The following is a 26,035-nucleotide window of genomic DNA, read 5'->3' as shown; positions in this document are numbered from 1 at the left end:
ACACTCTTTAAAAAAGGGCGTTAGGATATATGACAACTCCCGTGACACAAATGGATGATTCCCATACTCTAGAAGCAATAACCAAGAAAAACTGAGGACGGAGAGGTGATGAACCGTGAAGAAATCAAAAGAAGTACAACTAGCGGAAAGGATTATCCAATTAGATTTGTTACGCGATGAATTGTATGAACAATTGCTAATGACCTATGGGTGGAGAGCCCAGGAATTTCTTCGAGCTGTACAAAACAGTCAATTTCTTGACCATCCCCCAAATAAGATGAAAGCAACAGAGGCTCATAATGAAGAGAGTAAAAATGAAGTTTACTCAATCTAACCACCTCTTTTATTATCCGTTCACACTACACGAAGGAGGAATACCGTGTCTAAACTCTTAAGAGAAGGAATGGAAAAAGCCAGAAGGCATTATATCAAGAAAATTCTCCAACTAAAAATCACCTCTACTCCCATCCAAGAATTACAACACCTTCCATTAAGCGACCTTCAAGAGATCCTTAACCGTCACAGAAATCGTTAAAAGTAGAACCGCCAGTAGCTCAGCTGGCGGTTCTATTTGTTTCATACTATCGTTTTCTTTTACCATCATTTTCTCATTCTGAAATGAGCATTTAGCTGTCCTTTTATCATTTCATCGCGAATCTTTTGTTTCGTCTTTTCTTTATTGAGTTCTTTTTTTATTTCTGCTGTTTGTACACCCTCTTCTCTTCTTTCAGCAATTTTCATTAGTGTTTCAACATCATCAAATGAATACTTTCTCCCCCCTTTTCCGGTTCGACCTGGCGAAAGCAAACCGCGCTCCTCATAATAGCGAATTTTCCTGAGCGATAACCCCGTAAGTTCACTGACAATCCCAATAGATATGACTTTCTTCTCTTTATAGGATGACATAGCTCCCTCCTCGCTGACATAGTTTAGGAGAATTTATGCTTCTCAAACTTTGTATTACTGTTGATTATGGATGATTTAATGGTTTTCTCAACTAGATTGGGAGATGTCCTAACAATCTTTTCATTCATTAGGAATATAGTAATAGGAAATACAGCATAAATTAAAATTAAATTTTTAGATTTTTCTATATTCATATTTTTATTGTTGTGAGATAATATAACATATTTTTTGATAAACAAAGTTGAGGTGAACGGACAATGAGCAATGAAGCTTCTTATAAAGACAAAAAGGTGATAACAATAGGAATCGTGCGAGAACTTACCGGATTATCGGAGCGGCAGATTCGATATTATGAAGAACGGAAATTAATTTTCCCAGAACGTACTCCTGGAGGAAGCAGAAAGTACTCTTTTGCAGATATTGAGCTGCTAATGGACATCGCTGAAAAAATTGAAGATGGTGTCCAAACCTTCGAAATCCGCCAAGAAATGATGAAAGATAAGAAAAAGGCAGAACAGGCAAAACTTCGCAAGAAAATGATTCAAGGACAGCTTAACGCTCAATTTGGTATACGAAAGGCTTGAATTCCCATCCAATAATCCAATTATTCACGCAATGCTAATCCCCTCTTCATTTTACTAAACAAAAGGATGTTTTCTTCTCCTCTTCCAAAATTATGTTAGGTTTTCTTACATCGTTGTAGAAATAACCTTCCACCGATGCGAAAATAAAACTACAGAAAGCCAAATAAACAAATTTGGAAGGGGAGAAATGAATTTGGATACTACATTTTTATTAAACAGTGTTTGGGTTATGGTATCTGCAGTATTAGTCATTTTAATGATTGGAGGCTTTATTCTTTTAGAAACGGGATCTACGAGGATGAAAAATGCAGGCCATATTGCTGGTAAAACCATCCTCACCTTTGGAATTGGTTCGATTGTATTCTGGGCATTTGGTTACGGGTTAATCTTTGGTGAAGGAAATAGCTTAATTGGTTTATCGGACTTCTTTTACTCAGGATATGATGTAGAAGGGTTAGGACTTTCCGGAGCAGTATTTTTCTTATTCCAAACAGCCTTTGCTGGGATTTCATTAACGATCGCCTTTGGCGGCTTTGCTGAAAGAGCGAAAATGGGAGTTTATCTCGTATTCGCAGTTCTTTTCTCACTATTGGTGTACCCACCAGTTGCTCACTGGATTTGGGGCGGCGGCTGGTTAGCAGAACATGGAAAACAAGACTTTGCTGGTTCAACTGTTGTTCACTTAACTGGTGCGATGGCTGCACTTGCTGCTACGATTCTATTAAAACCAAGGATTGGTAAATACAATAAAGATGGTTCCGCAAATAATCTTTACGGACATAACCAAGTATATACAGCTTTAAGTGTATTGTTACTATGGGTAGGTTGGTTTGGATTCAATGCTGGTAGTACAGTAGCTGTTGACGATGGATTCTTTGGTTTTGTTGCTGTAAACACAAACCTCGCTGCTGCAGCTGGTACGATTGCTGCAATGATTATTTCTTGGGTGGTAATGGGGAAAGCAGATGTCTCCATGATGTTAAACGGGGCTTTAGCTGGTTTAGTTGCCATCACTGCATCATGTGCATTCGTTGATACTTGGGCATCAGTAGTCATTGGTTTCATCGCTGGTATTCTTGTATTCTATAGCATTCGATTCTTTGAAGCTCGGAAAATTGATGATCCAATCTATGCGTTATCTGTACACGGAGCAGCAGGTGTTTGGGGTACTTTATCCACTGGATTTTTCGCTACACCAGAGCTTGCTTCTGTTGGAAAGCCGGGTTTATTCTACGGTGGCGGTTTTGAGCAACTAGGTGTTCAAGCATTAGGTGTTGTTGTCTGCGGCGCATTCGCCTTTATCGTTTCCTTCGTATTATTAGCTGGTATGAAAAAGATTATGGGTGGTCTACGAGTTACAGAAGAAGAGGAAATCATGGGTCTTGATATTAGTGAACATGGTGCATACGGGTATCCTGAGTTGCTCAAAGCAGAAACAGCTACAACAAAAGAGCAAACCATTTCCCTTAAAAATGACGACCGACCTCTTAAAGCCTAGGCTTATGAAATAAAAGCAATACAACTATCTCCTTCCCCTTGAGCATTCGTTCAAGGGGAAATGCTAGTTTAGAGAAGGGGTGTAATTGGCATGGCAATCAACACCAAGTATTCACAGATAAAGGCATTCCGTGACCAGGAAATGAGCCATGTCCGGTCCAGTTCAACACAGTTAAATTCTCTTCATGACGAGATCACCAGGCAAACGGTTACCCTTGCAGTCGATTCATTTCAGTCTGAGTTCGGTCCCCCACCTACCCCCTTTTGTTTCTTTGTTATGGGAAGCGCTGGGAGAGCTGAACAAGGAATTTGGAGTGATCAGGACCACGGAATTATTTTTAAAGAAACGAAGGATACAAAAACTCAAGAGTACTTCCTAACACTTGGCAATGAAATTTCCGAGGGATTGGTTAAAACCGGTTATAAAAAGTGCGACGGCAATGTAATGGCAAGTAATCCTTTGTGGTGTAAATCTTTCGAAGATTGGGATAAGCAACTAAAGGGTTGGGTACTCGACGCTTCCTGGGAATCTATTCGTCATTTATTAACCTTTATCGATGGTAGATGCCTTTATGGAGATGATTTACTCCTTCATCTAAAACAATCCATCTACCCTTTTATTCACAAGGAACATTTACTTTTTAGAATCCTTGAAAACACAATGCACATTAAAAAAGGGGTTGGCATCTTAGGGCAATTCCTTGTTGATACTCATGGACCGATGACCGGTTCTCTTAATATAAAGGAAAGTGCATTATTTCCATATGTTAATGCAGGCAGAGTAATGGCCATCCGTGAAAAATCCATGAAAACCTCCACTTACGAACGGCTTCAACTGTTACCTGATTTGGTTCTAAGAGAGAAATACGGAAAGCAATTTTTAAACCTACAAAGCTATCGTCTTAAATACGGGATTCATACAAACTATGATTCTGGACATTACCTAGCTATTGAGCAACTATCCAAGCAACAACGAAAAAGATTAAAAGGAATATTGAAAGATGGGATTAATCTCTTTGACTATGTAGGAAAACTTGTAGAAGAGGATGAGCAGCATGGGCATGAATGACTTTATCCAGTTTTTTAGAGGCATGGGTACAAAAAAGATAGGGTCAAATGTTTTAGCTGGCCATGGACATTCTAACGCGCAGAGCATATCCTTTTTACGTCAACTCGAAAAAGAAGTGCGAAAAAAAGACGACCTTTCCTCTCCACTAAATCTACTTGAAGTTGTGGTTTTTGATATTGAAACAACTGGATTTTTTCCTGAAAAAGGGGATGAAATTATTTCAATTGGAGCAGTAAAAATGAAAGGAAGCGAAGTTTTAACCCAGGAAACATACTATTCTTTGATTCGTTCAAAAAAGCCGGTTCCTCCTGAAATCACCTCCTTAACGAATATTCATGATGATGATTTACGAAGTGCTCCCGAAATCGCTGAAGTTCTAATGAGTTTTTTACGCTTTACTTCCACTCGAATTCTCATCGCTCATCATAGCAAACACGAGCAAAGCTTTATGCAAAAGGCGACTTGGGAGCATACTCGAACAAAATTTCAACACCGGATTATTGATACCTCTTTTTTAACCAGAATCTTTGATCCCTCATCAGGGTCTCAACCTCTGGAAAAAATATGTTTAGATTGCGGTATCGAGATTAAGGATCGCCACAACGCACTTGGAGATGCGTTAATGACGGCTGAATTATGGGGTCATTATCTAAAAAAAGCAGAAGCAGAGGGCTTTACTACACTTGGCGAAGTATACGAGTATTTAGCAAAGATAAGGTGAAGGGTAGCGTGAGTATACCCGCTAGTATTAGTGGATCGTTTATTTAAGCGTTCTCTTTGGCTTATCTCTGCTTGCGCCTGTTTGGAGTAGGCTGGTATTCGGACTCTCCTCGGCTTTTTCCTGCTTTACCTGTCCGAATCAGCCTCGTATTCGGACTCTCCTCGGCCTTTTCACGCTTTACCTGTCCGAACTAGCCTCGCATTCGGACTTTCCTTGGTCTTTTCCTGCTTTACCTGTCCGAATCAACCTCGTATTCGGACTCTCCTCGGCCTTTTCACGCTTTACCTGTCCGAATCAACCTCGTATTCGGACTCTCCTCGGCTTTTTCACGCTTTACCTGTCCGAATCAACCTCGTATTCGGACTCTCCTCGGTCTTTTCCTGCTTTACCTGTCCGAATCAACCTCGTATTCGGACTCTCCTCGAGCTTTTCACGCTTTACCTGTCCGAACTAGCCTCGCATTCGGACTCTCCTTGGCTTTTTCCTGCTTCTTCTGTCCGAATAGGTCTCTTCTCTACACGGACTCTTCTTATAATAAAAGTACAACCTTAACTACTCTTCATAAAGTCTATCGTCTGACGAAGTCCATCTTGTAAGAAGTCCTAGGATGTGTGCCAATCCCTGTTTCATACCTCTGTCCATCCAAAACAACTCGTTCTTCGACTCTATACATTTGGACGCAAGAAAAAATAACCCCAAAAAGAAACAACATTTTGGGGTTATTTTTTCATTAACCTTTGAATCGTCACCAGTAGTTCATCAACAACCTCTTGGTCGCCCTCCTGAATTCGCTCAACGATACAAGTTTTCATATGGCCTTCAAGCAATAGTTTTGCGACACTATTCAATGCAGCTTGAGTGGCGGAGATTTGCGTGATTACGTCATCACAATACGTATCTTTTTCAATGAGACCCTTTATTCCTCGGATCTGCCCTTCAATGCGATTTAATCTAGTGACTAAGTTTTTCTTCATTTTATCAGAATGATGACTTTTTCTATCGGTAGCATCACAATGGTCATCTGATTCTGTTCGTTCTACATCTGAATTAAGGATATCCAACCTATAACCTCCTTTCCCTTATTTTACTATACCCCCATGACGTACTCAACATGACCTCTTCGACAGATTCCTCGGTAGAGAGGCGTTTCAAGTCATATATACATGCACTAGAAAAACTATGGCGTTTTTGTGAAAGAAACTCGATGTTACCGAGTGAATCGGACCATTAATCCGAGACTTCACAGGCTTAAACCGCTATACCATCAGGTTTACGAGGACTTAAGTAACTTTTTCACCTCCTGTGACCTATATCACAAACCCATGATTTTGGATGTGTTACATTGTTAATGAGAAAAGTTATCAATGATTTTTACTATAAACCTCATGAAAATAAACCTCTGAATATAAAACTTGTCTTCTAAAAAAGGAGAATTGATATGAGCGAATTCATTAATAATCGTGAACAAGTAATCGAAAATAAAACAGAACGTCAAGATATGTTAAAGCAAATCATTAAAGACTTACACAATGGCAAAAGCGTTGAAGAAGTGAAAGCTCAATTTGAAGATGCTGTTGGAAATATTACAGTTGCAGAGATTTCACAGTTAGAGCAAGCATTAATGGAAGAGGAAGGAATTCCTGTTTCTGAAGTTCAGCGCCTTTGCTCAGTTCATACCGCTATTTTTAAAGGGTCTATTGAGGAAATTCACCGTTCTGAAAAACCAGAAGATCAACCAGGTCACCCAATCCATACTTTCAACCTAGAAAATAAAGAGATTGATATGCTTGTAAACTTTAAAATGCAACTCCACCTAGAGCGTTTCGAAAAAGACGATAGCGAAGAAAATATAATGAAACTAATTGAAGATTTAAATCTACTTTATGATGTAGATAAGCATTACACACGCAAAGAAAATCTCCTTTTCCCTTATCTCGAAAAATATGGGATTATGGGACCCACTCAAGTCATGTGGGGTGTTGATGATGGCATTCGCGCTGCCATTAAGGGAGCTAAAGAAAAGTTAACCAACTACAACGGCGACAAAAAAGCGATTAGTTCAGCTATTTACTTCGTTATTAAAGAAACAAGTGAAATGATTTATAAGGAAGAAAATATCCTTTTCCCTATGGCATTACAAACGCTAACCGAAGATGAATGGGTTAAAATGGCCCACGATGGCGAGGATATCGGCTATTGCTTAACAGGACCAGCTGGTGTTTGGAAGCCAGAACGCAAGGAAATCAACGCCACAGGCACGTCCGATGGCTTCATCAAAATGGAAACGGGTCTATTATCCTTAAAACAATTAGAGCTGATGCTAAATCATTTACCAGTAGATATTACCTTCATTGATCAAGATGATGTTGTTCGGTATTTTTCACACGGAAAAGAGCGCATTTTCCATAGAACAAAAGCGGTTATTGGAAGAACAGTTCAAAACTGTCACCCACCTAAAAGTGTTCATGTTGTCGAAGACTTGCTCCGGGATTTCAAAGCTGGGGATAAGGATGTTGAAGATTTCTATATTAAGTTCCGTGATAAATATGTCTATATTCGCTATTTCGCGGTAAGAGATGAACATGGTGAATATATGGGCACACTCGAATTCACTCAGAACATTGACCCCATCCAGGCAATCGAAGGCGAAAAACGAATCTTATCTTAATGCTCTCTTTTCAATTTTTACGGGTACTTTATCTTAAACACTATTAATACTCAATAAAACGAATGAGGTGAAGTTAAAATGAATAATGAACTAACAGAAAGAATTTATGAAGTTCTTGAAGAAGTATTGGACCCTGAACTTGGAATTGATATCGTCAACTTAGGTCTTATCTATGATGTTATTTTAGATGCCGAAAACAACGTCCAAATCAATATGACGATGACATCGATGGGGTGCCCAATGGCACCACAGATTATGACAGATGCCCATATGAAGCTTTCTGCTAACATTAAAGAATTAAAAGATATTAAAATCGATATCGTCTGGTCCCCTGCTTGGTCTAAGGATCGGATGTCGCGCTACGCAAAGATTGCACTCGGAATTCCAAGTTAATCATAGAATAAATAACAGAGTACCTAATTCGTTCCTTCATAAGGGAAATCGAGTTAGGTACTCTTTTTTTAAAAAAAGCTCCCCGCTCCTGATTCCTTAAAGACTACACCAGAAGGGTCTACTCTGTTTCGGTCTTAAGTCTGACAGTAATTCAATCTGTAGTTCATTGAGGGATTTTGTTATCTAGAATATGATGGTATCAAGAAAGAAAATCCGGAAAGCAAATGAAATGGAGTGGAAGAAATGATAAAAAGAATACTCGTTATTTTTTTGGTGATTACGGGGGTATACCTTATATTCTCAAATTTCCCAGTTTTTAATTGGTTAGGTTTTAACACCGCTAACAATCAATCTGCCAAAATCACAGGAAAAATTGACAGCATTGAGGTTCAAACTACAAGTGTTCCTACAACCATTATTCCTGAAGATAGAGACGATCTTACTGTCGACTATGACGGGAAAGGCACTGTAAACATTGATCAGGATGGAGATACAATAAAAGTAGATGTCAAAGGGCCAAAATTTAACTTTTTCAGTTTTAATCGAAAAGCTGATTTAAAGATTTTCATCCCTGAAGACTATAATCGCAACATGGAACTGAAAGTAGGTTCGGGAACATTAGAGTTTTCGGGACCTTCAAAAGAAAATCCAATGGAGCTCGATGAATTAGGAATCAATATCAGCTCTGGCAAGATAGAGCTTAGTCATATTACTGCGAATGAGATTGATCATAAAGGATCATCTGGTTCTGTAAAAGTTGATGCAGTTCAGGCCAATACTGGTTCGTTTGATTTGAGCTCAGGGAAATTGAACATCACCCACTATTCTGGGGCAGTTGATGCTGAAGTTTCTTCTGGAGAAATGAATATTCAAATCGATGAATTAACTGGAAACTCAAGCGCCAAAGCTAGTTCAGGAAGGATTAATCTTGACTTGCCAGATGATGCTAGTTTCACTTTAAAGGGGAAAACTAGTAGTGGAACAATCAGCTCTGAATTTGACCTAAAAGATGAACAGATAAGCAAAAACCGTTTAGAAGGCAAACACGGCACAGGTAAATACGAATTAGATATAAAGGTTTCAAGCGGAAACATACGGCTACATTAAAAAGGTGCCTTCCCCGGTGAGGCGATGCTTCAACGCATTGCTCAACCGGGAGGAAGGCACTTTTTGTCCTTTCAAAATAAGAAGTGTTAGCATAAAATGAGCTTAAAGATTCTATGTCTCAAGGGTTAAAGGAGCTTCTATATGTTTGAACTTCTAACTACAATGGTTGAACGGCTCGGGATTATCGTTACGATTGCCTTTATTTTAACAAGGTTTCAATTCTTTAGAGATATGATTTATCAGGAACAGCTAAAACGGAATCAACAATATACAGCGATTCTCTTTTTTGGCTTTTTTGGAATTATCGGCACCTATACCGGACTTAGCTTGAGCACAGAAAGCCTACATTTTAGCCGCTGGACTTCAGACCTATCTGCAGATGAAGCAATCGCCAACTCACGTGTGATTGGTGTTGTGATTGCAGGATTACTTGGAGGATACAAAGTCGGAATTGGTGCTGGTTTAATTGCCGGTATTCACCGGTTTACGTTAGGTGGGTTTACCGCCCTTGCCTGTGGACTTGCATCGATTATTGCAGGTGTTTTAGCAGGTTATTTCCATAAAAAACATCAGCATATAAAACTCAAGTCCGCTCTAATTATTGGCGCATTAGCTGAAGCAATCCAGATGCTCATTATTTTGCTGCTATCTCGCCCATTCGAACAAGCATGGACCTTGGTTGAAATTATAGGCTTACCAATGATTATCGCAAATGGGCTCGGGTGTGCACTATTTCTACTTGTCATTCGAAATGTCGTTAATGAAGAAGAGAAAGTCGTTGCCGTCCAAGCACAAAAAATCCTTAGGATTGCAGATCAAACACTTGCTCACCTACGAAATGGAATGAATCCTCAGTCTGCAGAGGCAGTTTGTCAAATTTTACATAAAGAGATTAAGGCGAGTGCTGTTGCGATGACAAATATGACCGATATTTTAGCACACGTAGGACTTGGGAACGACCATCATCGTTCTGAAAGCCCCATCCAAACACAAATTACATTGGGTGCCATCCATAGAAATGAAATAATTGTCGCCAATCAAGAATCCATTCAATGCCGAGAAAAGGGTTGCCCTCTTGGTGCGGCGATCATCGCACCACTAAAATTACGTGGAAAACCAATCGGTACATTGAAATTCTATTTTCGTTCTGAAAAGGAAATCAACAATGTGGTAATGGAGCTTATTTCAGGTCTCAGTATGATGATTAGTAATCAACTCGAGATTGCCGAGGCAGATCGTGCCTATCAATTGGCTAAAGAAGCTGAAGTCATGGCACTTCAAGCCCAAATCAGTCCACACTTCCTTTTCAATTCATTAAACACGATTGTTTCGCTTATTCGTCTTGACCCTACAAAGGCACGAAAATTACTCGTATCTCTATCACACTTTTTACGTCAAAACCTTACTGTGACCACACATAGTGTAACGACACTTGAACAAGAGATCAAACATACAAAGGCCTATTTAACCATTGAAGAAGCTCGGTTTGTCGATAAGTTAGAAGTACTATATGATATTGATGGAGAAGCACTGTTACAGAACATTCCACCGCTGACCCTGCAGCCTATTATTGAAAACTCAATTAAACATGGTTTTAAAAATAAAGAATACAACTGCATCATTCAGGTAATGGTTAAAAAAAGGAATGAGTCAATCTTTGTTAAAGTAACCGATAATGGTCAAGGAATGAGTAAGGAACGTGCTGAGCAGATTGGCAAAGAGCTCCTCCATTCTGAGAAAGGAACAGGAATGGCCCTCTTTAATGTCAACCGAAGACTCACCATGACATACGGAGAAGAAGCTGCTCTTAAGATAAAAAGTGACATAGAAAATGGTACGGAAATTGCCTTTTCTATCCCCTATGTAAAGGTGGCAAAATAAATGGAAACAACCATAAAAACATTAATAGTTGATGATGAACGCTATAGCCGTGATGAATTAAAGCATTTATTGCAATCCTACCCTTCTATTCAGATTGTCGGAGAGGCTGAATCTGGGGAGACGGCCATTATGAAAACCCTTCAGCTCCAACCAGATGTTGTATTCCTAGATGTGGAGATGCCTAAAATGAATGGTATGGCTGCCGCAAAGGCATTAATGGAATTTAAAAAACCGCCATTAGTTGTGTTTACAACAGCGTACCCACAATTTGCTGCAGAGGCATTCCGCTACGATGCCATTGACTATCTATTAAAACCCTATGACGAGGAGCTATTACAGGAAACGGTTGAAAGAATTGAGAAGAAGTTCACCACTCCAGTTGGTTATGATGTTGGGAAGGCTGCTGCAAAGCTAGCAGTAGAATCGGAGGGAGAAATTTTTTACCTAGAACCAAAGGAGATTCTTTATATGTTCAGGGAGGAAAAGGTGACGAAAATCATCACCAAAAAAGATGAATTTGAAATCAAAACTCCACTAAAAGACTTAGAAAGTCGACTTACTAGTTATAGCTTTTTCCGCATCCATAAAAGCTATTTAGTCAATCTTGAACACGTAACTCGTCTTACGCCTTGGTTTAATGGTGCTTATCATCTGGAAATTGAAGGCAAAGAAGATTTACTATCCGTTAGCCGAAATTATGTTAAAGCTCTACGGTCAAGGTTAGAGATTTAATGAAAGCTCCTGAAACCATAATTTGATAATCTGTCACATTTTCACCCTTGACGAATGCATCTTACTCTTAAAATAAAGCATGTTAACCCTAATTTTCGACTTAATAAACTGAAATCCCCCTATTCGTCTACAACTCTCTTATACTAGTAATGTAAACGCATTCATTTACTTACAGGACAAAGGGGGAACACAGATGTATACATTTTTAGCAGGGATTGCCCTTTTAATTATTGGTTATTTTACTTATGGTAAATTTATTGAGAAAGTGTTTGGGGTGAAAGAAGAACGTACCACACCTGCTTACGTAAATGGTGATGGCGTCGATTACATCCCGATGAGCACATCAAAGAACTCCTTGATTCAGCTATTAAATATTGCTGGTACAGGACCAATTTTTGGACCAATTATGGGAGCGCTTTACGGACCTGTAGCATTCATTTGGATCGTTATTGGCTGTATTTTCGCTGGTGCTGTTCACGATTATCTTACTGGGATGATTTCCATCCGTAACCGTGGTGCCCACTTACCGGAACTGGCAAGTAAGTTTTTAGGTAAGGTCATGAAGCACGTTGTTAATGCATTTGCTGTCCTTCTACTATTACTAGTTGGTACAGTATTCGTTTCTACTCCAGCTAGCTTACTTCATGTTCTTATGGACGGGAAAGTAGCACTAGGCATCCTTATCGCCGCTATCTTTGTATATTATATTCTGGCTACACTTTTACCAGTTGATAAAATCATCGGTCGCCTATATCCATACTTTGGAGCATTATTAATCATCAGTGCTGTGGGAGTAGGTGTCGCACTTGTCGTAACAGGAGCACCGATTCCTGAAATTTCATTAAGTAATTTCCACCCTGATAATGCACCAATCTTCCCATTAATCTTCTTTACGATTACATGTGGAGCACTTTCAGGTTTCCATGCAACACAAACACCAATCATTTCACGTACTACACAAAAGGAAAAGCAAGGTCGTAAAATTTTCTACGGTATGATGATTGCAGAAGGTATTATTGCTATGATTTGGGCTGCAGCCGCAATGAGTTTATTTGACGGTTATGGTGGCTTAAATGAAGTATTAGCAGCTGGTGGTCCTGGAGCAGTTGTAAGTGAAGTATCTACTACAATGCTTGGTGCAATCGGTGGTACATTAGCTATCCTTGGAGTAGTCGTTCTTCCAATTACATCTGGAGACACTGCCTTCCGTAGCGCTCGTATGATTATCGCGGAATATTTAAATATTGCACAGAAGAAAATTAGCAGCCGTCTATGGATTGCCGTTCCATTATTCGCAGTTTCGATTGTCCTAACACAAATTGACTTTAACATTTTATGGAGATACTTTAGCTGGGCGAACCAAGCTACAGCTGTTATTGCCCTATTTGTGGGTGCAATGTACTTGTATATTGCTAAGAAAAACTATTTTATCCCACTTATTCCGGGAACATTTATGTTAGTCATGGTTATCACTTATATCTTAAATGCACAAATTGGTTTTGGCTTATCCATGAATGCTTCTTGGATTGGTGGATTTATCGGATCCGCAATACTCGTTGTCCTCTTCTTCGTAGCAGCTAAGAAAAACCGTGCAAATAATCTTCCACTTGAAGAGGATATCTCAAACTGGAACAAGGTTGCCTAATGAGTTGCTGCAGTCTGGAATATCGCAAGGTGGTCAATGAGGAAGAGAAAAAGATAAACGAAAAGGGCAAGGACACCCTTCCCCTTTTCGTCAAAATCATCAGCCTCTTGATTATTGCCGGAGCGCTTGGGATTGCTCTCATTTAGTAAAAAGAAGTGCACGCGGATTGAAATGCGTGCACTTCTTTTATTAGCTGAAATTCCTTTTAGTTTAAACTAAAGCAACAAAACCCTTAAAATGGTAAATTATAAACAGATACATGTCTGATAAAGTAAATTTGAATAAGAGAATGATTGCATAAGGAGGCTATTTTCTATGAGAGTATTAATTGTTGGTGCAGGTGGTATTGGTGGTTATTTTGGTGGTCGTCTAGTAGAAAAAGGCGAAGACGTCACTTTCCTTGTCCGCCAAAATAGAAAGCAACAACTAGATGAGACCGGACTAGTGATTGAGAGTGTTCACGGAAATATGGAGTTTAAACCGAAAACCATAGTAAGCGGAGAACCCGCAGAGCCTTTCGATGTCATCTTGTTATCAACGAAAGCCTATCATTTACAGGGTGCGATTGAAGGCATGAAACCTTATGTCACAGAAAACACCATGATCTTACCACTCTTAAATGGTATTGCTCATGTAGATGAACTCAGAGCAGTATTTGGGGATGAGAGCGTTATTGGTGGGTTATGCTTTATTGAAACAACTCTTGATGAGAAAGGGACAGTCGTTCAAACGAGCCCAATTCACGATTTAGTCTTTGGTGAGTTCTCAGGGGAGCAGACAGAAAGAATTAAAAAACTCGAATCAACTTTCCAAGGAACAAAAGCTAGTTTCCGTCTTTCAGAGAATATCGAGCAGGATATGTGGCATAAATACCAGTTTATCGCTACTCTTAGTGGCGTAACTTCTATTTTCCGGGCTCCAATTGGGCCAATCCGTGATCAAGAGTATGGAGTCGAAACTATTCAAACTTTACTCGAAGAGGTCGGCAACGTAATGCGAAGCGTTGAGGCACCACTTGCTGAAGGGATTGAGGCTAGCCAAATGGATAAAATCATGCAGATGGGATACAACATGAAATCCTCGCTTCAGCGCGATATGGAAAAAGGCTTAAAGACAGAAGCTGAACACTTTTTTGGTTACCTATTACAAATTGCAAAAGTGAAACAACTTCGCACGCCTGTTATCGGCACCATATATGCTAATTTAGAAGTCTACGAAGCTCGATAAAAATAAAAAGTGTATAGCTCTATCGGAACCGAATGCAGAAAGAACACTATTCCCTCTCTGTATTCTGTTTTATATCTAGTAGACTTTCAAAGATTAATTACACTCTTATAAAAAAATGATTAGCCACTTATTTTAAGTGGCTAATCATTTTTACCTATTTAAGACCTTTTCTGAAGCCATTCTGTTAGAAAATCAGGTAAGCCTCCTTTAATAGCAAGGCTGACATGCCCGCCTCTTACTCGCTTATATGTCTTATCCCGGGAAGAGACCTTTGACATTAATGGCTTGGTCATCTCTTCGGGGATCAGCGCGTCAGCTTCCGTTGAAACGACAAGAAGGTTCGCTTTGATTTTTTTCAAGCTAACCTTTTTCCCTCTTAGTTCCAACTTATTTTTTATCAGCTTATTTTTAATTAGAAGTTCATTGATTAACTCTTTAAAGGCGGCCCCAACAAATGGAATATGCCCTTTCACCCATTTGTCAAACTGCTTCCACTTTCTAATATAATTCTTATCGTTCAACCTTCCTAATAATGCTAAATAGGGGGTTACATTTACAGGAGCTGTAATAAGGCGCAGCCAAAATTCCATTACTTGAGCTGGTATAACTCCGTATTCATCAATAAAATCGTCCATCTTTAGGTCTCCACGCTTAATCGCATTCGTCCATTTGTCCATGTATGGAACTTCACCTATGTCAACTGGAGTTGCAAACAAAATTAAGTTTTTAATGGGCTCATTTGCCACCGCCGCATAAATTAAGGCTAACGTGCCGCCAAGACAGTAACCTATTACAGTGATTTCCTCGGCACCAGAATGCCTAAGTGCCCTTCGTACTCCTGTTTGAATATAATCAAAAATATAATCTCCTAGAGTTAGATGTTTGTCCTCATAGCCTGGAATTCCGAAATCTAATAAGTAGACATCATATCCTGCTTGGGTAAACCCTTCAATCATGCTGGCTCCTGGCCCAAGGTCTAATATAAAAGCTTGATTGACAAGTGAATAAACGAGAAATAGTGGAGTTCTCTTATTTTTTACTGGGGACGGATAATACCAAAGCGTAGCCTTATTTCTTTTCCAAACTGCTTTTCTTGGAGTTGGTCCAACTGGTACATCTGGATGATTGGGTAAAGTACCGAATCGTTTTAAGCCCTTTGGTTTACGTGGGTCTTTAAACACCAGAGTTTCCCCTTTGAGCAAGGGCATTTTTCACTGCATCTTTTAATACTTTCATTCCCATTTCAGATAGCAAATTCATTATTTTAGTTTTAAGGGGTTTTGAGGATTCCTCATCTGATAATTCATCCAACTCCTGGTCTTCGTTCACATCATCTGCTTGCAGGCTTTCAGAATCATTGTTTGTTGTAGTTTGATTAAGGCCTTCTTGGGACAACGCTGATGGATTTTCATCAAGTAGGTGCATAAGCAAGTCTTCTATACGATCCAACTTCTCTTCAAGCTGCATAACCAATTTTGCAATAGCAGCCACATCATCCTTTGTAGGAAGATTCAATTGCTGTGCAACGAATTCATTGAATTTACGAAGCTTTCTTAGCGTACTAAGATGTTTCTGTAACCCTTCATTTGCGCTATTCACTAACTCATGATCGTTCAGCTTTTCCTGTATTAGAGTATTTAGTTCTTTCTCATACTTGGCAACGAGCAATGTTAAATCTTTTAGTTTACTCATATGTTCTCCTTCCTTTCATTCTGTCAAAGCCTAGAGCCACATAGCTTTTTTACCTAAAACAAGCTCTTTTATATCTTATACATCCCTACACTAAGGGTGCTTAAAATGGTTGATATGACTAGCTTTGGAAGGAATGGAGTTGTTCATTTACGAGCCTTCTCTTAAAAAAATTCAGGCTAGGGCTTTTCCACCAATTTACACACAAAACCCTAGCTATTTGCTTATCATATACGGAGTAAAAACCTTGTTCCATATGGTCATGAAAGGAGGACATGTTATTGGACGATCCATTCAACAAAAAGCAAATACCAGTGGCTCAGAACGGAAGTTTTTTCACAGGACATTTAAACGAATTTCAAAAAAGCCCGCTTCGTTTTATGCGAACTCTTACAAGTAGATATGGAGATATTGTTCGTTTTCGCTTAGGTCCGTTTCAAAAAGTTATTCTACTATCGGATCCGGAGTTAATAAAAGAAGTACTCGTGACGAAACAAAAAAGCTTTATTAAGTCGAGGGATGTTCAGTCTCTAAAAGCACTTATTGGCGAAGGTCTCTTAACAAGTGAAAAAGAAATGCATATGCAGCAGAGAAGGCTGATACAGCCTGCCTTCAAGAAAACACATATAAACGGCTACGCTCAAGATATGATTGATATTACCGAAGAATATATGAATAAATGGAGCGCAGGCATGGAAACCGAAATCACCGAGGATATGTTGGATATTACCTTAGGGATAATCACCAAAACAATGTTTAGCATGGATTTCAAAGAGGGACATGAACTATTGGGAGATTCCGTTGAGAAAGGGATGAAGCTTGCTATTAAGCGCATGCGATCCATCCTTCCGATGCCTTTATGGCTGCCAACTAAAACCAACCGCGAATTCAAACAGGTTGCCAAAGCACTCGATGAATTGCTTTTTAACATCATTGGCAATCGAAGACAGGAAGACGGTTTGAAGGAAGACCTTCTTGGAATCTTAATGGAAGCGAGGGATGAGGAGCACGGGACAGGCATGACCGACGAGCAGCTTCGCGACGAGCTGATGACTATTTTTCTAGCTGGACATGAGACAACTGCAAATGCCCTGTCATGGACGCTTTATCTATTGTCACAGCATCCAGAAGTAGAGGAAAAACTTCATAACGAAATAGACGCTGTCCTTGGTACAGAATCGCTAAAACCTGAACACTTCCAAAGACTACCTTACACACAAAACGTAATTTGGGAATCTCTTCGACTATATCCCCCTGCCTATGTAATTGGAAGGCAAGTGGACGAGGATGTTGAAATCGGTGGTTATCTCTTTGAAAAAGGTGAAACTGTTCTCATGAGTCAATATGTTATTCATCGACAAGCAGATTATTTTGAGAATCCAGATGATTTTACCCCTGAAAGATTTGAAAATAATTTTATGAGAACATTGCCTTCGTATGCTTACTTCCCATTCGGAGGGGGACCGAGGGTATGTATTGGAAATCATTTTGCCTTTATGGAAATGGTCCTTGTTCTAGCCTGCATCACTCACCGATATCGCCTCCGGCTCACCCCTAACCATGTAACAATTAAACCCCAACCACTTATTACTCTAAGACCGAAACCTGGTTTGAGGATGATATTGGAAGAGAGATAATGTACGAACAGGAATAGTAGAAACACAACTATTTCAAGCAATGTGCGAGTATTTTTTCTATTTGCTATGGTTTCTTCATGCAAAATGATACTATTAGCCCACCTCTATTTGGACGTGGGCTAGTATTCTTCTTCCTTCCTAACCGATAACTCTATTTTTCGGGATGCTAATCTTGGCTCTTATTGATTCCAAATAAACATGAGGATTCGATTGATGATGACTACGATCATATAGATAAAAGCAAGATTTTGTTTACCCGCAAAATATAGTGCGAGAGCAGGCAATCCAAAGGCGAGCACCTCCACAGTAAAATGCAAAGTCCCAGTAAGTTTCATTACCGCTTTTGGTGAACCAAAAACTCCCCAAACTACCGCCAACAAAGCGGGTGCTCCTATGGCCATTGACCACTTAAAGATTCCATCCTTCCCATATTTAAAGCCCCAATACGCTACTGCCCCTAAAGCGAACATCTCCAACACAAAACGCAAAGCTAGATTGATGCTTTGAAGAACCACCATTCCCCTACCCCCTCACGGTATCTTTTTTACTTAAAAATATTCCACTTAGCAAAAAATTACAACCTATAATTATCCAGTAAATATATTTCATAGACTTTGGCAGAGAAAGTGGACTTACTGACCAATATCCATAGAGTAAACACCTAGTTTTGTAGAGAAAGAACCAAGGTACCATAGAGTAAGATCAAATCCTCCTGCAAGAACACCCCTAACTCTCTCATTTTTTCATAAAAGGCTGTCAGAAATTTCTTCTCTCTTTCCAACACAATCCTCTTTTATTAACATCATCTATGAACCACTTTTGTTCTCCGCTATGAACAAATAGTGAGGCCGTCTCTAATGCCACTTAAATATTCTGAAATAAACTAAAAACCGAACTATAATTCAACATTTGTAAATAATATTCGTAAATAGTGTTTACTTTTTGAAAAATGCCGATTATAATTCAATGTGAAATCATTATTTACTATATGTTCAAAACACCAATCTATCAATGGGGTTGTGAGGTCCGACTAGTTTATCAACATCATCGGTCAGCCCTAGCTTTCAGAAAAAATTCAATATACTGGGGGAAAAAGCAGGTGGAGAGAAACAAGCAAAATCCGAACTTAACAGTTGGGGTCGACGAGAAAATTAGTGTAGGGAAATCAATACTACTAGGTTTCCAGCATGTACTTGCAATGGATTTATATATCGCTCCCATCATTATTGCGGGGCTTCTAGCAATGGATGCATTAAATACCACGTATTTTATTCAAATGTGTTTTCTCGCAGCAGGAATTGCTACGCTTATTCAAACAATTGGTGGTCTACGCTTACCTGTCGTCCAAGGTCCGTCCTATGTACCAATTGGTGCACTTGCTGCGATTGGCGGTAAGTTAGGTTTAGGCGCTGTATTCGGTAGTCTTTTGCCAGGAGCATTACTCATTGCTGCTCTTGGATATCCGTTAAAAGTATTTGCTAAAGCAGTCAGGAAAATCATCCCGCCAATTGTAGGGGGAACTGTCATTGTGATTGTTGGGATTTCTTTAATGCCATCTGCGTTTAATAGCATTTATCACGCTCCAGGTAATGTAGGCAATAACGTTCTCATCGCCTTTGTTTCGGCCGCTGTGTTAGTCATATGTATTCTTTTAGGAAGAAAAATGAATGGGTTTGGAACCTTTTTCCGTTTGGTATCTGTGATCCTCGCGATTGTAGCAGGAACGATTACAGCTTCACTTTTTGGTTCTGTTGATTTCTCTCCGATGAAGGATGCAGCATGGATTTCACTGCCGCAATTCTTCCCTTTTGGAGCACCAGTATTTGATTTACAAGCTATTTTGACTATGGTATTTATCTATTTAGTTATTTTAGTTGAAACAACAGGTACTTGGTTTGTTGTATCAACGGTAACTGGTAGTGAACTAGACGATAAAAGACTTAATAAAGCCTCTGTAGGCGAGGGTTTAGGATGTTTTGTTGGTTCTCTATTTGGAGGAACCCCTATGACTGGTTATTCTTCTAACGCTGGGATTATTGCGATTACTGGTGTAGCAAGTCGTATGGCTATTGTCAGTGCAGGGTTCATATTAATTGCCTTAGGATTAATTCCAAAGCTGTCAGCATTAATCACTTGTATTCCCGAACCTGTTATCAACGGAATCTTCGGGATCGTCTGTGTTGCAATTGTCATGAATGGCATGAAGGTCATCCAGAATGTTGTCATCAATGATCGGAACATGATGGTGATCGGTTTACCCATTCTTTTAACAATTGGGACCGTGGTTCTTCCATCAGAGATTTTGAATAGTGTTCCAGATTTCGCTAATTATATTCTTTCCTCAGGAACAGCTGTTGGTGCCTTGGCTGCTGTCATTTTGAACCTCATCATTCCTAGAGACAAAAATATAGTCGAAGAATCGCAGCAAACACCTGCAGCTTCATAATGAAAATCCCCCTACTGAACACGGTAGGGGGATTTTATCTTCATTCAAGCTCCGTATCTGTTTTTGATCAAAGACTCATACAAGATGATGACTTTGGCACTATAGTAGTAGCCTTGGACAAAGTCGACATCGGTTATCAAGATGCAGATTTACCTGCAGTTGAAACATATCGGGTCTTAATCGTAATTGATGAAATAATTGTTTTTAAAATAGTTTCTCAAAACAATAATATTTTTCATGTCCTGCTGGTTTACCATTTAACTTAACTTCCCCCGTTCTTTTGTACCCTCTTTTTTCATAAAATTTAACTGCTCCTTCATTTCCAGAAAAGGTATCGAGCCGCAGTGCTGAATATCCATTTTCTTCTGTAAAGTTCTCTGCAAACTCAAGCATCTTCCCTCCATTACCTCCGCCCTGCGCCGTGGGATGAATACAGAAGGAATGAAGAATCAACGGTTTTCCGTCCACCTCAGACCATCGTGCTTGCTTCCATTCCGGTGTCTGCCATTCATCTAGTACCATTGCTCCTTTTATTTCATCTTTTATTTTTAAAACAAAAAGGTTCTCGCCCTCAAACGCAGACTCAAAATAATCCTTACTAGGATAGTGCTCGTCCCATTGAAGAATGCCACGTAGTTCTAGATAAGCTTTGCAGTCCTCAAACATCTCCGTTATTACAGGTATATCCTCATAAGTAGCACGAATTATTTGTGTATCTTCCATCTCATAGCTCCTTCAAATTCCTTTTAGAGGTTCCAAAAGTATTACCATTTCTATGTTTTCCAAACAACTCATTGCCATTCTCATCCTGTATGTTTTCATCCTATCTGGATAAAGTAAAAATGAATGACGATGAAGGAGGGGCCAATATGGAAAGCACCAATGATTTTTTAACTAAACTGCACGATAAGCAACAGAAGGATGAACAAAACCGCAAACGTCAGGGTAAAAATAATCCTAGCGAAAAGCTTCCTACGAACCGTAATAAATAACCAAAAAGGGAAACGGTGGAGATTCCTTCCACAAAACGTTTCCCCCCTTCCCTAGATATTCATTACAACTACCAAACGACATCCAAAACATCACTGTGGAATAGATTTGTATCAATATTACAAGCCTGTGCATCTAAACCATATTGCCACCCACCGATTAGGGCATTATCCGGTGCCTCTGGTTTATATTCTGGCGCTTCTTTCTGCGTTGTGACCCCTATATTAGGAGCAGCTGTCCAAACATAAGTATTTCCTAATAAATCACCATTATCTTTTCCTGCCTGTTCATGGGCTGCATAAAGTTCTTGTTCTGCATCAAATACACCATAAACACCTGGCGGATAAGGTGATTCATTCATGGTCTCAAACCAACCTCTGATAAACTCAGAGTCTACTGGATAATCTGGTTCAATATCCGCAAAAATGGCAACTCCTTCAGGAACTCCTAGCTCTTGTGCCATTTTAATCGCATCTTGGGCTTGTTTTTGGCCGTTGTCGTACCCTCTTGCATCAACAAAATGGTTCCAAATCAATAAAATCTTAATATCATTTGAGTGCAACAGTTCGATTTCATCAGAGGTTAACCCTTTTGATACGCCTTCCTTTTCACCTAAGTATCGCCCCCATATTTCAGGAGTGCCAAAATTATCTCCTACGCAGGCAATCATCTCTTCGGTTGTCAAGTTAGCGGAATCCACACCCCAAACAATTCTGTCTTCCTCTTTATTATTATTTCCTTCTTCTTCATTTTTCCCATTACCCTTGTCTTCGTTATTTCCTTTATTCTTTTCATCGTTATTTTTATTCTCATCGTTCTTATTTTCATCTTTACCATCATTATTGCCATTCTCCGAGCTTGAGCTTGATCCTTCGGTATTATTACTAATATTGTTCTCGACATTTACATTCACATTGACTTCGACATTATTCGTTACATTATTTTCAATTTGATTATCGTTACTGTTAGTTAAGTTATTATCAATTGTATTGCTTATGTCTGCGTTCTCCCCTGTGACATTATTTTCAACATCATTCGAAACATCTGCTTTATTGCCATTAACGTTATTTTGAACGTTATTAGAAATATCACTATTCCCGCCTGAACCTTTGCTATTCGTGTTCTCGTCTGAATTGCTCTTTTCAGAGTTATTTTCTTCAGAGTTACTTTCTTGTTCATTAACAGGGTTTGTGCCTCCTGAAGCATTAGAATCAATGAAGGAGAATACAAAGAATGAAACGAGAACCGTACAAAAAGCAGCTAGGACAACTGGTAAAACCTTATATTTTTTCAAAGCTACACCCCTCCTTGTCATTTCATGTCATCGTATGCAACAAGGGAAATGTAGGTGAGTCTTCGGATGAACAAGGCAATAATTACCATAAAAAGATATAACCCGCTTTTGTTTTTTTGCTTTTAAGCAAGACTGCAAACGAAAATTGTTAGTATGACTCAAATAGAAGCCCATGAAATTGCTAGTAGATATATCGACATGATCTTTAGATTTCTGGTTTCCTCCGTCTTAAGTCTTAGAGAAAAATCTATCTGAAGTTCATGGTAGGCCTTTCAAGGAGTGGTTAGGATGGAGATGTAGAGAGTGGATATATTTTCCACACCCCAATAAAATTTCTAGCATGGTTTGAACAAAAAATTGTAAATTTTTACTATTTTTTAGTTATCTTTTGCAAGATTTAGATTATACTGAATCTCGGGTGGGTAATAATTATTTTCTCTATAATTAGGTAAACAAAGGGGTATGAGGATGAAATTATTAAAGTTTATTGTTCAACGTAAAATTTTGGTTGGCTTGCTCTGTTTGTTCGTTATATTGGTCGGTTCCTACGCCGTTTTAGACCTCAATAAAGAATTAATGCCAGTAATTGAAATGGATGGAGCTTATATTGAGATTAATGCCGGTGAACTTCCGGCCAGTGAAGTAGAACGAAGTATCACAACTCCCCTAGAACAAAAACTTCAAGGACATGATGGAATTGAAGAAATCCTTTCAACGACTACAGTGGGTAGAGCATCTTTCCAACTTCAATTTGAACAAGGAAAAGGCGAAGAAATGTATAGGGAGGTTGAATCAATTGTAAACACAACTGCAACCGAGATTCCCTCAATTAAAGATGTAGAGTCCGGCCAGTTTGGATCAAACCAAACCTATGAGTTTTTTATGGATGTCTCGGGTGGAGATATGGGAACGATCACCACTTTTGCTAAAGAAGTTCTTGAGCCACGGCTTGAAGATTTAGCAGAAGTTCGGGATGTTTCATTAACAGGATTAACGGAGCATGAAATAACCATTGAGTTTGATCGGGATGAAATGACCAAAGAAGGTCTTGATTCTACTCAGATAATAAATGCCATTCAACAAGCGAATGACGAAGCTACTCTTGGTGAATTAAGTGAAGAAAACGGTTCTCCTCTTCTAAGATGGAATACAAAGCTTGAAAATGTAGAAGATGTACAATCGATCATGATTCCTGTCCAATCAGGTTTTATCCAATTGGAGGATGTGGCTAAAGTTTCTATTAGCCCGATAGAAAACTCCTCGTTCGTGTGGAAAAATGGCTCAAAGGATCTTATTTTTATACAAATTGGCCGGGTATCAGATGTAACTCAGATTGAAATGGCAGAAGCCGTCCGAGCCGAAGTAAAGAAAATAAGAGAAGAAGGTCTCATTGATGGTTTTCATTTAACAGAAATGGTCGCGCAAGCAGATTATGTCCAGGAAGCCATTGATGGTGTGACAGGAAATATTCTCATTGGTGCTGTGTTAGCGATTGCTATTTTATTGCTATTTTTAAGAAATGTTCGCGCAACAATTATTGTAGGGTTATCCATCCCGACTTCTGTACTATTAACGTTCACAGCCATGTGGATATTTGGCTATAGCCTGAATATGTTAACTCTCATAGGATTAGGACTTGGAATCGGAATGATGGTTGACTCTTCCATTGTCATTTTAGAATCCATTTATCGGAAGAAAGAACTCGGGCTTACCAAGCTAGATGCAGTTCTCCAAGGTGTAAAAGAGGTTGCCTCTGCAGTGATTGCTTCAATGTTGACCACAGTCGTTGTGTTTTTACCCGTAGGAATGCTTGGTGGTGAAATGGGGCAATTCATGATCGCCCTTTCAATCGTCGTCGCAATAACCTTGATTAGTTCGGTTGTCATTTCCTTCACCTTAATACCGTCTCTTTCAGAAAAGTTTTTACAACTTCGTTCCGGTAAGCGTGAAAAAAAAGAAGGAACCATCTTGAAGGGGTATTCAGGCGCAGTTGACTGGGTTGTTAAGAAAAAGCGCCATAGTCTAGCAGTCATCTCCTTGTTTATCCTTATTCTTGCTGGATCATTGACGTTAATTACAAAAATCCCCATGACGATAATGCCAGATGTTTTCAACCGTTACGCTGAGCTCATGGTTGATTTAGAAACTGGTATCACGATAGACGATAAAGAAAATGTTGTTCAAGAAATAACAAACACATTAAGGAATATAAAAGACGTCGAATCCAGTTATGTCATGGATAATGGGGGGATGTTATATACCATTATCAACATGACCAAGGGGGATGACATTACAAGGGAACAACAGGAGATAAATGAGGAAATCTTTAAATCTCTACGCGCTCTAGAGGAGAACCACCCAATTGAGAGCGTTCAAAGTGCAATGACCGGTGGTGGTGGGTATCCTGTTCAGGTGAACATCACAGGAGAAGAGTTTGAAAACCTCCAAACATTATCCGCTGATTTAATTGAAGACCTAAATGAAATTGAAGGAATCGTTGGGGTAAATAGTTCAATGGACCGAACTTCCACTGAACAATTAATTAGTTTAAAAGAACAAGAAATTGAAAAAGCCGGATTAACATCCTTCCAAATCAAACAGATTATAGAACAGGCTTTTTTAGGGATGCCTATCGGTGAAATGACCGTCGATGGTGAAAGTGTTCCTTTAACTGTAAAATGGACGGAATCAACGGATACAAAAGCATCCCTTCTTGACCTTAAAGTCCCAACTGTAGACGGTGAAAAAACACTATCTACCTTTATTGAGTTGAATACCGTTGAGTCTCCAAATGAAATTAGCCATATTGATGGCGAGCGATCTATCTCTATTTCGGCTGATATTGAAGGGAGAGACCTTGGAGCCATCAACCGTGATGTCCAAAAGGCTATTGATGCGTTTGACACACCAGCTGGTTATAGTACCTCTGTAGCTGGAGACCTTGAACAGCAACAGGAACTAATTAAAGAAATGCTATTTATCCTTGGGATTGCTCTTTTCTTAGTATACTTAGTTATGGCCGTCCAATTTAACCATCTATTTCACCCGATTATTGTCATGTCTGTCATTCCAATGACCATTGTAGGTGTTATTTTAGGGCTATTCTTAACACAACGAGAGTTAAGTCTGATGTCAGGTATGGGAATTGTCATGTTAATTGGTATTGTATTAAACAACGCAATTCTTTTAGTAGACCGTACCAACCAGCTTAGAAGAGAAGGAGAAAACCTCGATAAGGCTTTAGTTCAGGCAGGGAAAGATCGAATACGACCAATCTTTATGACAACTCTAACCACTGCGGGCGGTATGCTGCCACTAGCATTGGCATCAGGAACATCTGGCAATTATCAAGCACCTATGGCGACAGCGATTATTTCAGGTTTGTTATTTGCCACGCTTATTACCTTATTTTTGATCCCTGCGGTTTATCGCTTGTTTACTAGGAGAGAAGCTATTATTGTAAATACAGAAAGAATAGACCAAGTTCCAATTGATGTTCAACCTACCCCTAACACAACCAACCAGTAGTAAAAAGGCTGCCCAAAGGTC

25 protein-coding genes are annotated in these 26,035 nt (G+C 39.3%); 18 read left to right on the top strand and 7 right to left on the bottom strand.

Annotated features, from left to right (window positions below):
• Positions 1–115: 115 nt before the first annotated feature.
• Complete coding sequence (locus H0185_RS19375) at positions 116–334, top strand: hypothetical protein (protein ID WP_221875167.1); 219 nt, start codon at positions 116–118, stop codon at positions 332–334.
• A 45-nt stretch (positions 335–379) separates the two neighbouring features.
• Complete coding sequence (locus H0185_RS19370; RefSeq protein WP_221875139.1) at positions 380–535, top strand: hypothetical protein; 156 nt, start codon at positions 380–382, stop codon at positions 533–535.
• 65 nt (positions 536–600) lie between these two features.
• Here H0185_RS19370 and H0185_RS19365 read toward each other — a convergent pair whose 3' ends face one another.
• On the bottom strand, positions 601–906 hold the full coding sequence (locus tag H0185_RS19365; RefSeq protein WP_221875138.1) for a MerR family transcriptional regulator: 306 nt from the start codon (positions 904–906) through the stop codon (positions 601–603).
• Between the two features lie 257 nt (positions 907–1,163).
• Between H0185_RS19365 and H0185_RS19360 the strand changes: the two genes are divergently transcribed.
• The 4 genes from H0185_RS19360 (at position 1,164) to H0185_RS19345 (ending at position 4,777) form a co-directional block, all read left to right on the top strand.
• Positions 1,164–1,490, top strand: a complete 327-nt coding sequence (locus H0185_RS19360; protein ID WP_221875137.1) for a MerR family transcriptional regulator — start codon at positions 1,164–1,166, stop codon at positions 1,488–1,490.
• A gap of 193 nt (positions 1,491–1,683) precedes the next feature.
• Positions 1,684–2,988 (top strand): ammonium transporter, encoded by a 1,305-nt coding sequence (locus tag H0185_RS19355; RefSeq protein ID WP_221875136.1) that lies wholly within the window; start codon positions 1,684–1,686, stop codon positions 2,986–2,988.
• Positions 2,989–3,078: 90 nt separating this feature from the next.
• Positions 3,079–4,056, top strand: a complete 978-nt coding sequence (locus tag H0185_RS19350) for a DUF294 nucleotidyltransferase-like domain-containing protein (RefSeq protein WP_221875135.1) — start codon at positions 3,079–3,081, stop codon at positions 4,054–4,056.
• Positions 4,043–4,777, top strand: a complete 735-nt coding sequence (locus H0185_RS19345; protein WP_221875134.1) for an exonuclease domain-containing protein — start codon at positions 4,043–4,045, stop codon at positions 4,775–4,777. The genes H0185_RS19350 and H0185_RS19345 overlap by 14 nt, the downstream gene beginning before the upstream one ends.
• Before the next feature lie 719 nt (positions 4,778–5,496).
• On the opposite strand, the gene H0185_RS19340 is transcribed toward H0185_RS19345, so the two are convergent.
• On the bottom strand, positions 5,497–5,832 hold the full coding sequence (locus H0185_RS19340; protein WP_343223178.1) for a metal-sensitive transcriptional regulator: 336 nt from the start codon (positions 5,830–5,832) through the stop codon (positions 5,497–5,499).
• Between the two features lie 383 nt (positions 5,833–6,215).
• On the opposite strand from H0185_RS19340, the gene H0185_RS19335 reads away from it, so the two are divergent.
• The 8 genes from H0185_RS19335 (at position 6,216) to H0185_RS19300 (ending at position 14,430) form a co-directional block, all read left to right on the top strand.
• Positions 6,216–7,445 carry a DUF438 domain-containing protein gene (locus H0185_RS19335; RefSeq protein WP_221875133.1) on the top strand — a complete coding sequence of 410 codons (1,230 nt, stop codon included), beginning with the start codon at positions 6,216–6,218 and terminating at the stop codon, positions 7,443–7,445.
• A 78-nt stretch (positions 7,446–7,523) separates the two neighbouring features.
• Positions 7,524–7,838 (top strand): metal-sulfur cluster assembly factor, encoded by a 315-nt coding sequence (locus H0185_RS19330; RefSeq protein ID WP_221875132.1) that lies wholly within the window; start codon positions 7,524–7,526, stop codon positions 7,836–7,838.
• A gap of 243 nt (positions 7,839–8,081) precedes the next feature.
• Positions 8,082–8,945 carry a LiaG family protein gene (liaG, locus tag H0185_RS19325; RefSeq protein WP_221875131.1) on the top strand — a complete coding sequence of 288 codons (864 nt, stop codon included), beginning with the start codon at positions 8,082–8,084 and terminating at the stop codon, positions 8,943–8,945.
• Between the two features lie 141 nt (positions 8,946–9,086).
• Positions 9,087–10,826, top strand: coding sequence for a sensor histidine kinase (locus H0185_RS19320; RefSeq protein WP_221875130.1), 1,740 nt, complete (start codon positions 9,087–9,089; stop codon positions 10,824–10,826).
• Complete coding sequence (locus tag H0185_RS19315; protein WP_221875129.1) at positions 10,827–11,558, top strand: LytR/AlgR family response regulator transcription factor; 732 nt, start codon at positions 10,827–10,829, stop codon at positions 11,556–11,558.
• 193 nt (positions 11,559–11,751) lie between these two features.
• Positions 11,752–13,203 carry a carbon starvation CstA family protein gene (locus tag H0185_RS19310; RefSeq protein WP_221875128.1) on the top strand — a complete coding sequence of 484 codons (1,452 nt, stop codon included), beginning with the start codon at positions 11,752–11,754 and terminating at the stop codon, positions 13,201–13,203.
• Complete coding sequence (locus tag H0185_RS19305) at positions 13,203–13,349, top strand: hypothetical protein (protein WP_221875127.1); 147 nt, start codon at positions 13,203–13,205, stop codon at positions 13,347–13,349. The genes H0185_RS19310 and H0185_RS19305 overlap by 1 nt, the downstream gene beginning before the upstream one ends.
• Before the next feature lie 169 nt (positions 13,350–13,518).
• Positions 13,519–14,430: a ketopantoate reductase family protein gene (locus H0185_RS19300; protein ID WP_221875126.1), complete on the top strand. Its 912-nt coding sequence runs from the start codon at positions 13,519–13,521 to the stop codon at positions 14,428–14,430.
• Positions 14,431–14,588: 158 nt separating this feature from the next.
• Here the strand turns inward: H0185_RS19300 and H0185_RS19295 are convergent, their stop codons facing one another.
• Positions 14,589–15,611: an alpha/beta fold hydrolase gene (locus tag H0185_RS19295; RefSeq protein WP_343223176.1), complete on the bottom strand. Its 1,023-nt coding sequence runs from the start codon at positions 15,609–15,611 to the stop codon at positions 14,589–14,591.
• Entirely contained in the window at positions 15,604–16,122 is a 519-nt protein-coding gene (locus tag H0185_RS19290; protein WP_221875124.1) for a hypothetical protein, read from the bottom strand. Before H0185_RS19290 ends, H0185_RS19295 begins: the two co-directional genes overlap by 8 nt.
• Before the next feature lie 272 nt (positions 16,123–16,394).
• On the opposite strand from H0185_RS19290, the gene H0185_RS19285 reads away from it, so the two are divergent.
• Complete coding sequence (locus H0185_RS19285) at positions 16,395–17,756, top strand: cytochrome P450 (protein WP_221875123.1); 1,362 nt, start codon at positions 16,395–16,397, stop codon at positions 17,754–17,756.
• Between the two features lie 179 nt (positions 17,757–17,935).
• Here the strand turns inward: H0185_RS19285 and H0185_RS19280 are convergent, their stop codons facing one another.
• The gene (locus tag H0185_RS19280; RefSeq protein WP_246629304.1) at positions 17,936–18,274 is read right to left on the bottom strand and encodes a YrdB family protein; all 339 of its coding nucleotides are present in this window, start codon (positions 18,272–18,274) and stop codon (positions 17,936–17,938) included.
• A gap of 581 nt (positions 18,275–18,855) precedes the next feature.
• Here H0185_RS19280 and H0185_RS19275 point away from each other — a divergent pair.
• On the top strand, positions 18,856–20,202 hold the full coding sequence (locus H0185_RS19275; RefSeq protein WP_221875122.1) for a uracil-xanthine permease family protein: 1,347 nt from the start codon (positions 18,856–18,858) through the stop codon (positions 20,200–20,202).
• A 204-nt stretch (positions 20,203–20,406) separates the two neighbouring features.
• Here H0185_RS19275 and H0185_RS19270 read toward each other — a convergent pair whose 3' ends face one another.
• Positions 20,407–20,925 carry a GNAT family N-acetyltransferase gene (locus H0185_RS19270; RefSeq protein ID WP_221875121.1) on the bottom strand — a complete coding sequence of 173 codons (519 nt, stop codon included), beginning with the start codon at positions 20,923–20,925 and terminating at the stop codon, positions 20,407–20,409.
• A 146-nt stretch (positions 20,926–21,071) separates the two neighbouring features.
• Between H0185_RS19270 and H0185_RS19265 the strand changes: the two genes are divergently transcribed.
• Positions 21,072–21,194 carry a DUF4023 domain-containing protein gene (locus H0185_RS19265; protein WP_221875120.1) on the top strand — a complete coding sequence of 41 codons (123 nt, stop codon included), beginning with the start codon at positions 21,072–21,074 and terminating at the stop codon, positions 21,192–21,194.
• A gap of 68 nt (positions 21,195–21,262) precedes the next feature.
• Here the strand turns inward: H0185_RS19265 and H0185_RS19260 are convergent, their stop codons facing one another.
• Positions 21,263–22,486, bottom strand: a complete 1,224-nt coding sequence (locus H0185_RS19260; protein ID WP_246629303.1) for a glycoside hydrolase domain-containing protein — start codon at positions 22,484–22,486, stop codon at positions 21,263–21,265.
• A gap of 468 nt (positions 22,487–22,954) precedes the next feature.
• Here H0185_RS19260 and H0185_RS19255 point away from each other — a divergent pair, with 468 nt between their 5' ends.
• A complete protein-coding gene (locus tag H0185_RS19255; RefSeq protein ID WP_221875118.1) occupies positions 22,955–26,014 on the top strand; it encodes an efflux RND transporter permease subunit in 3,060 nt (1,019 codons plus the stop codon).
• Positions 26,015–26,035: the final 21 nt, after the last annotated feature.

It is taken from the genome of Mesobacillus maritimus (genome assembly GCF_019749255.1).
Lineage (GTDB): Bacteria > Bacillota > Bacilli > Bacillales > Cytobacillaceae > Mesobacillus_B > Mesobacillus_B maritimus_A.
Note: the sequence above shows the minus strand (reverse complement) of the source record. Positions and strands in the feature narration are given on the sequence as shown.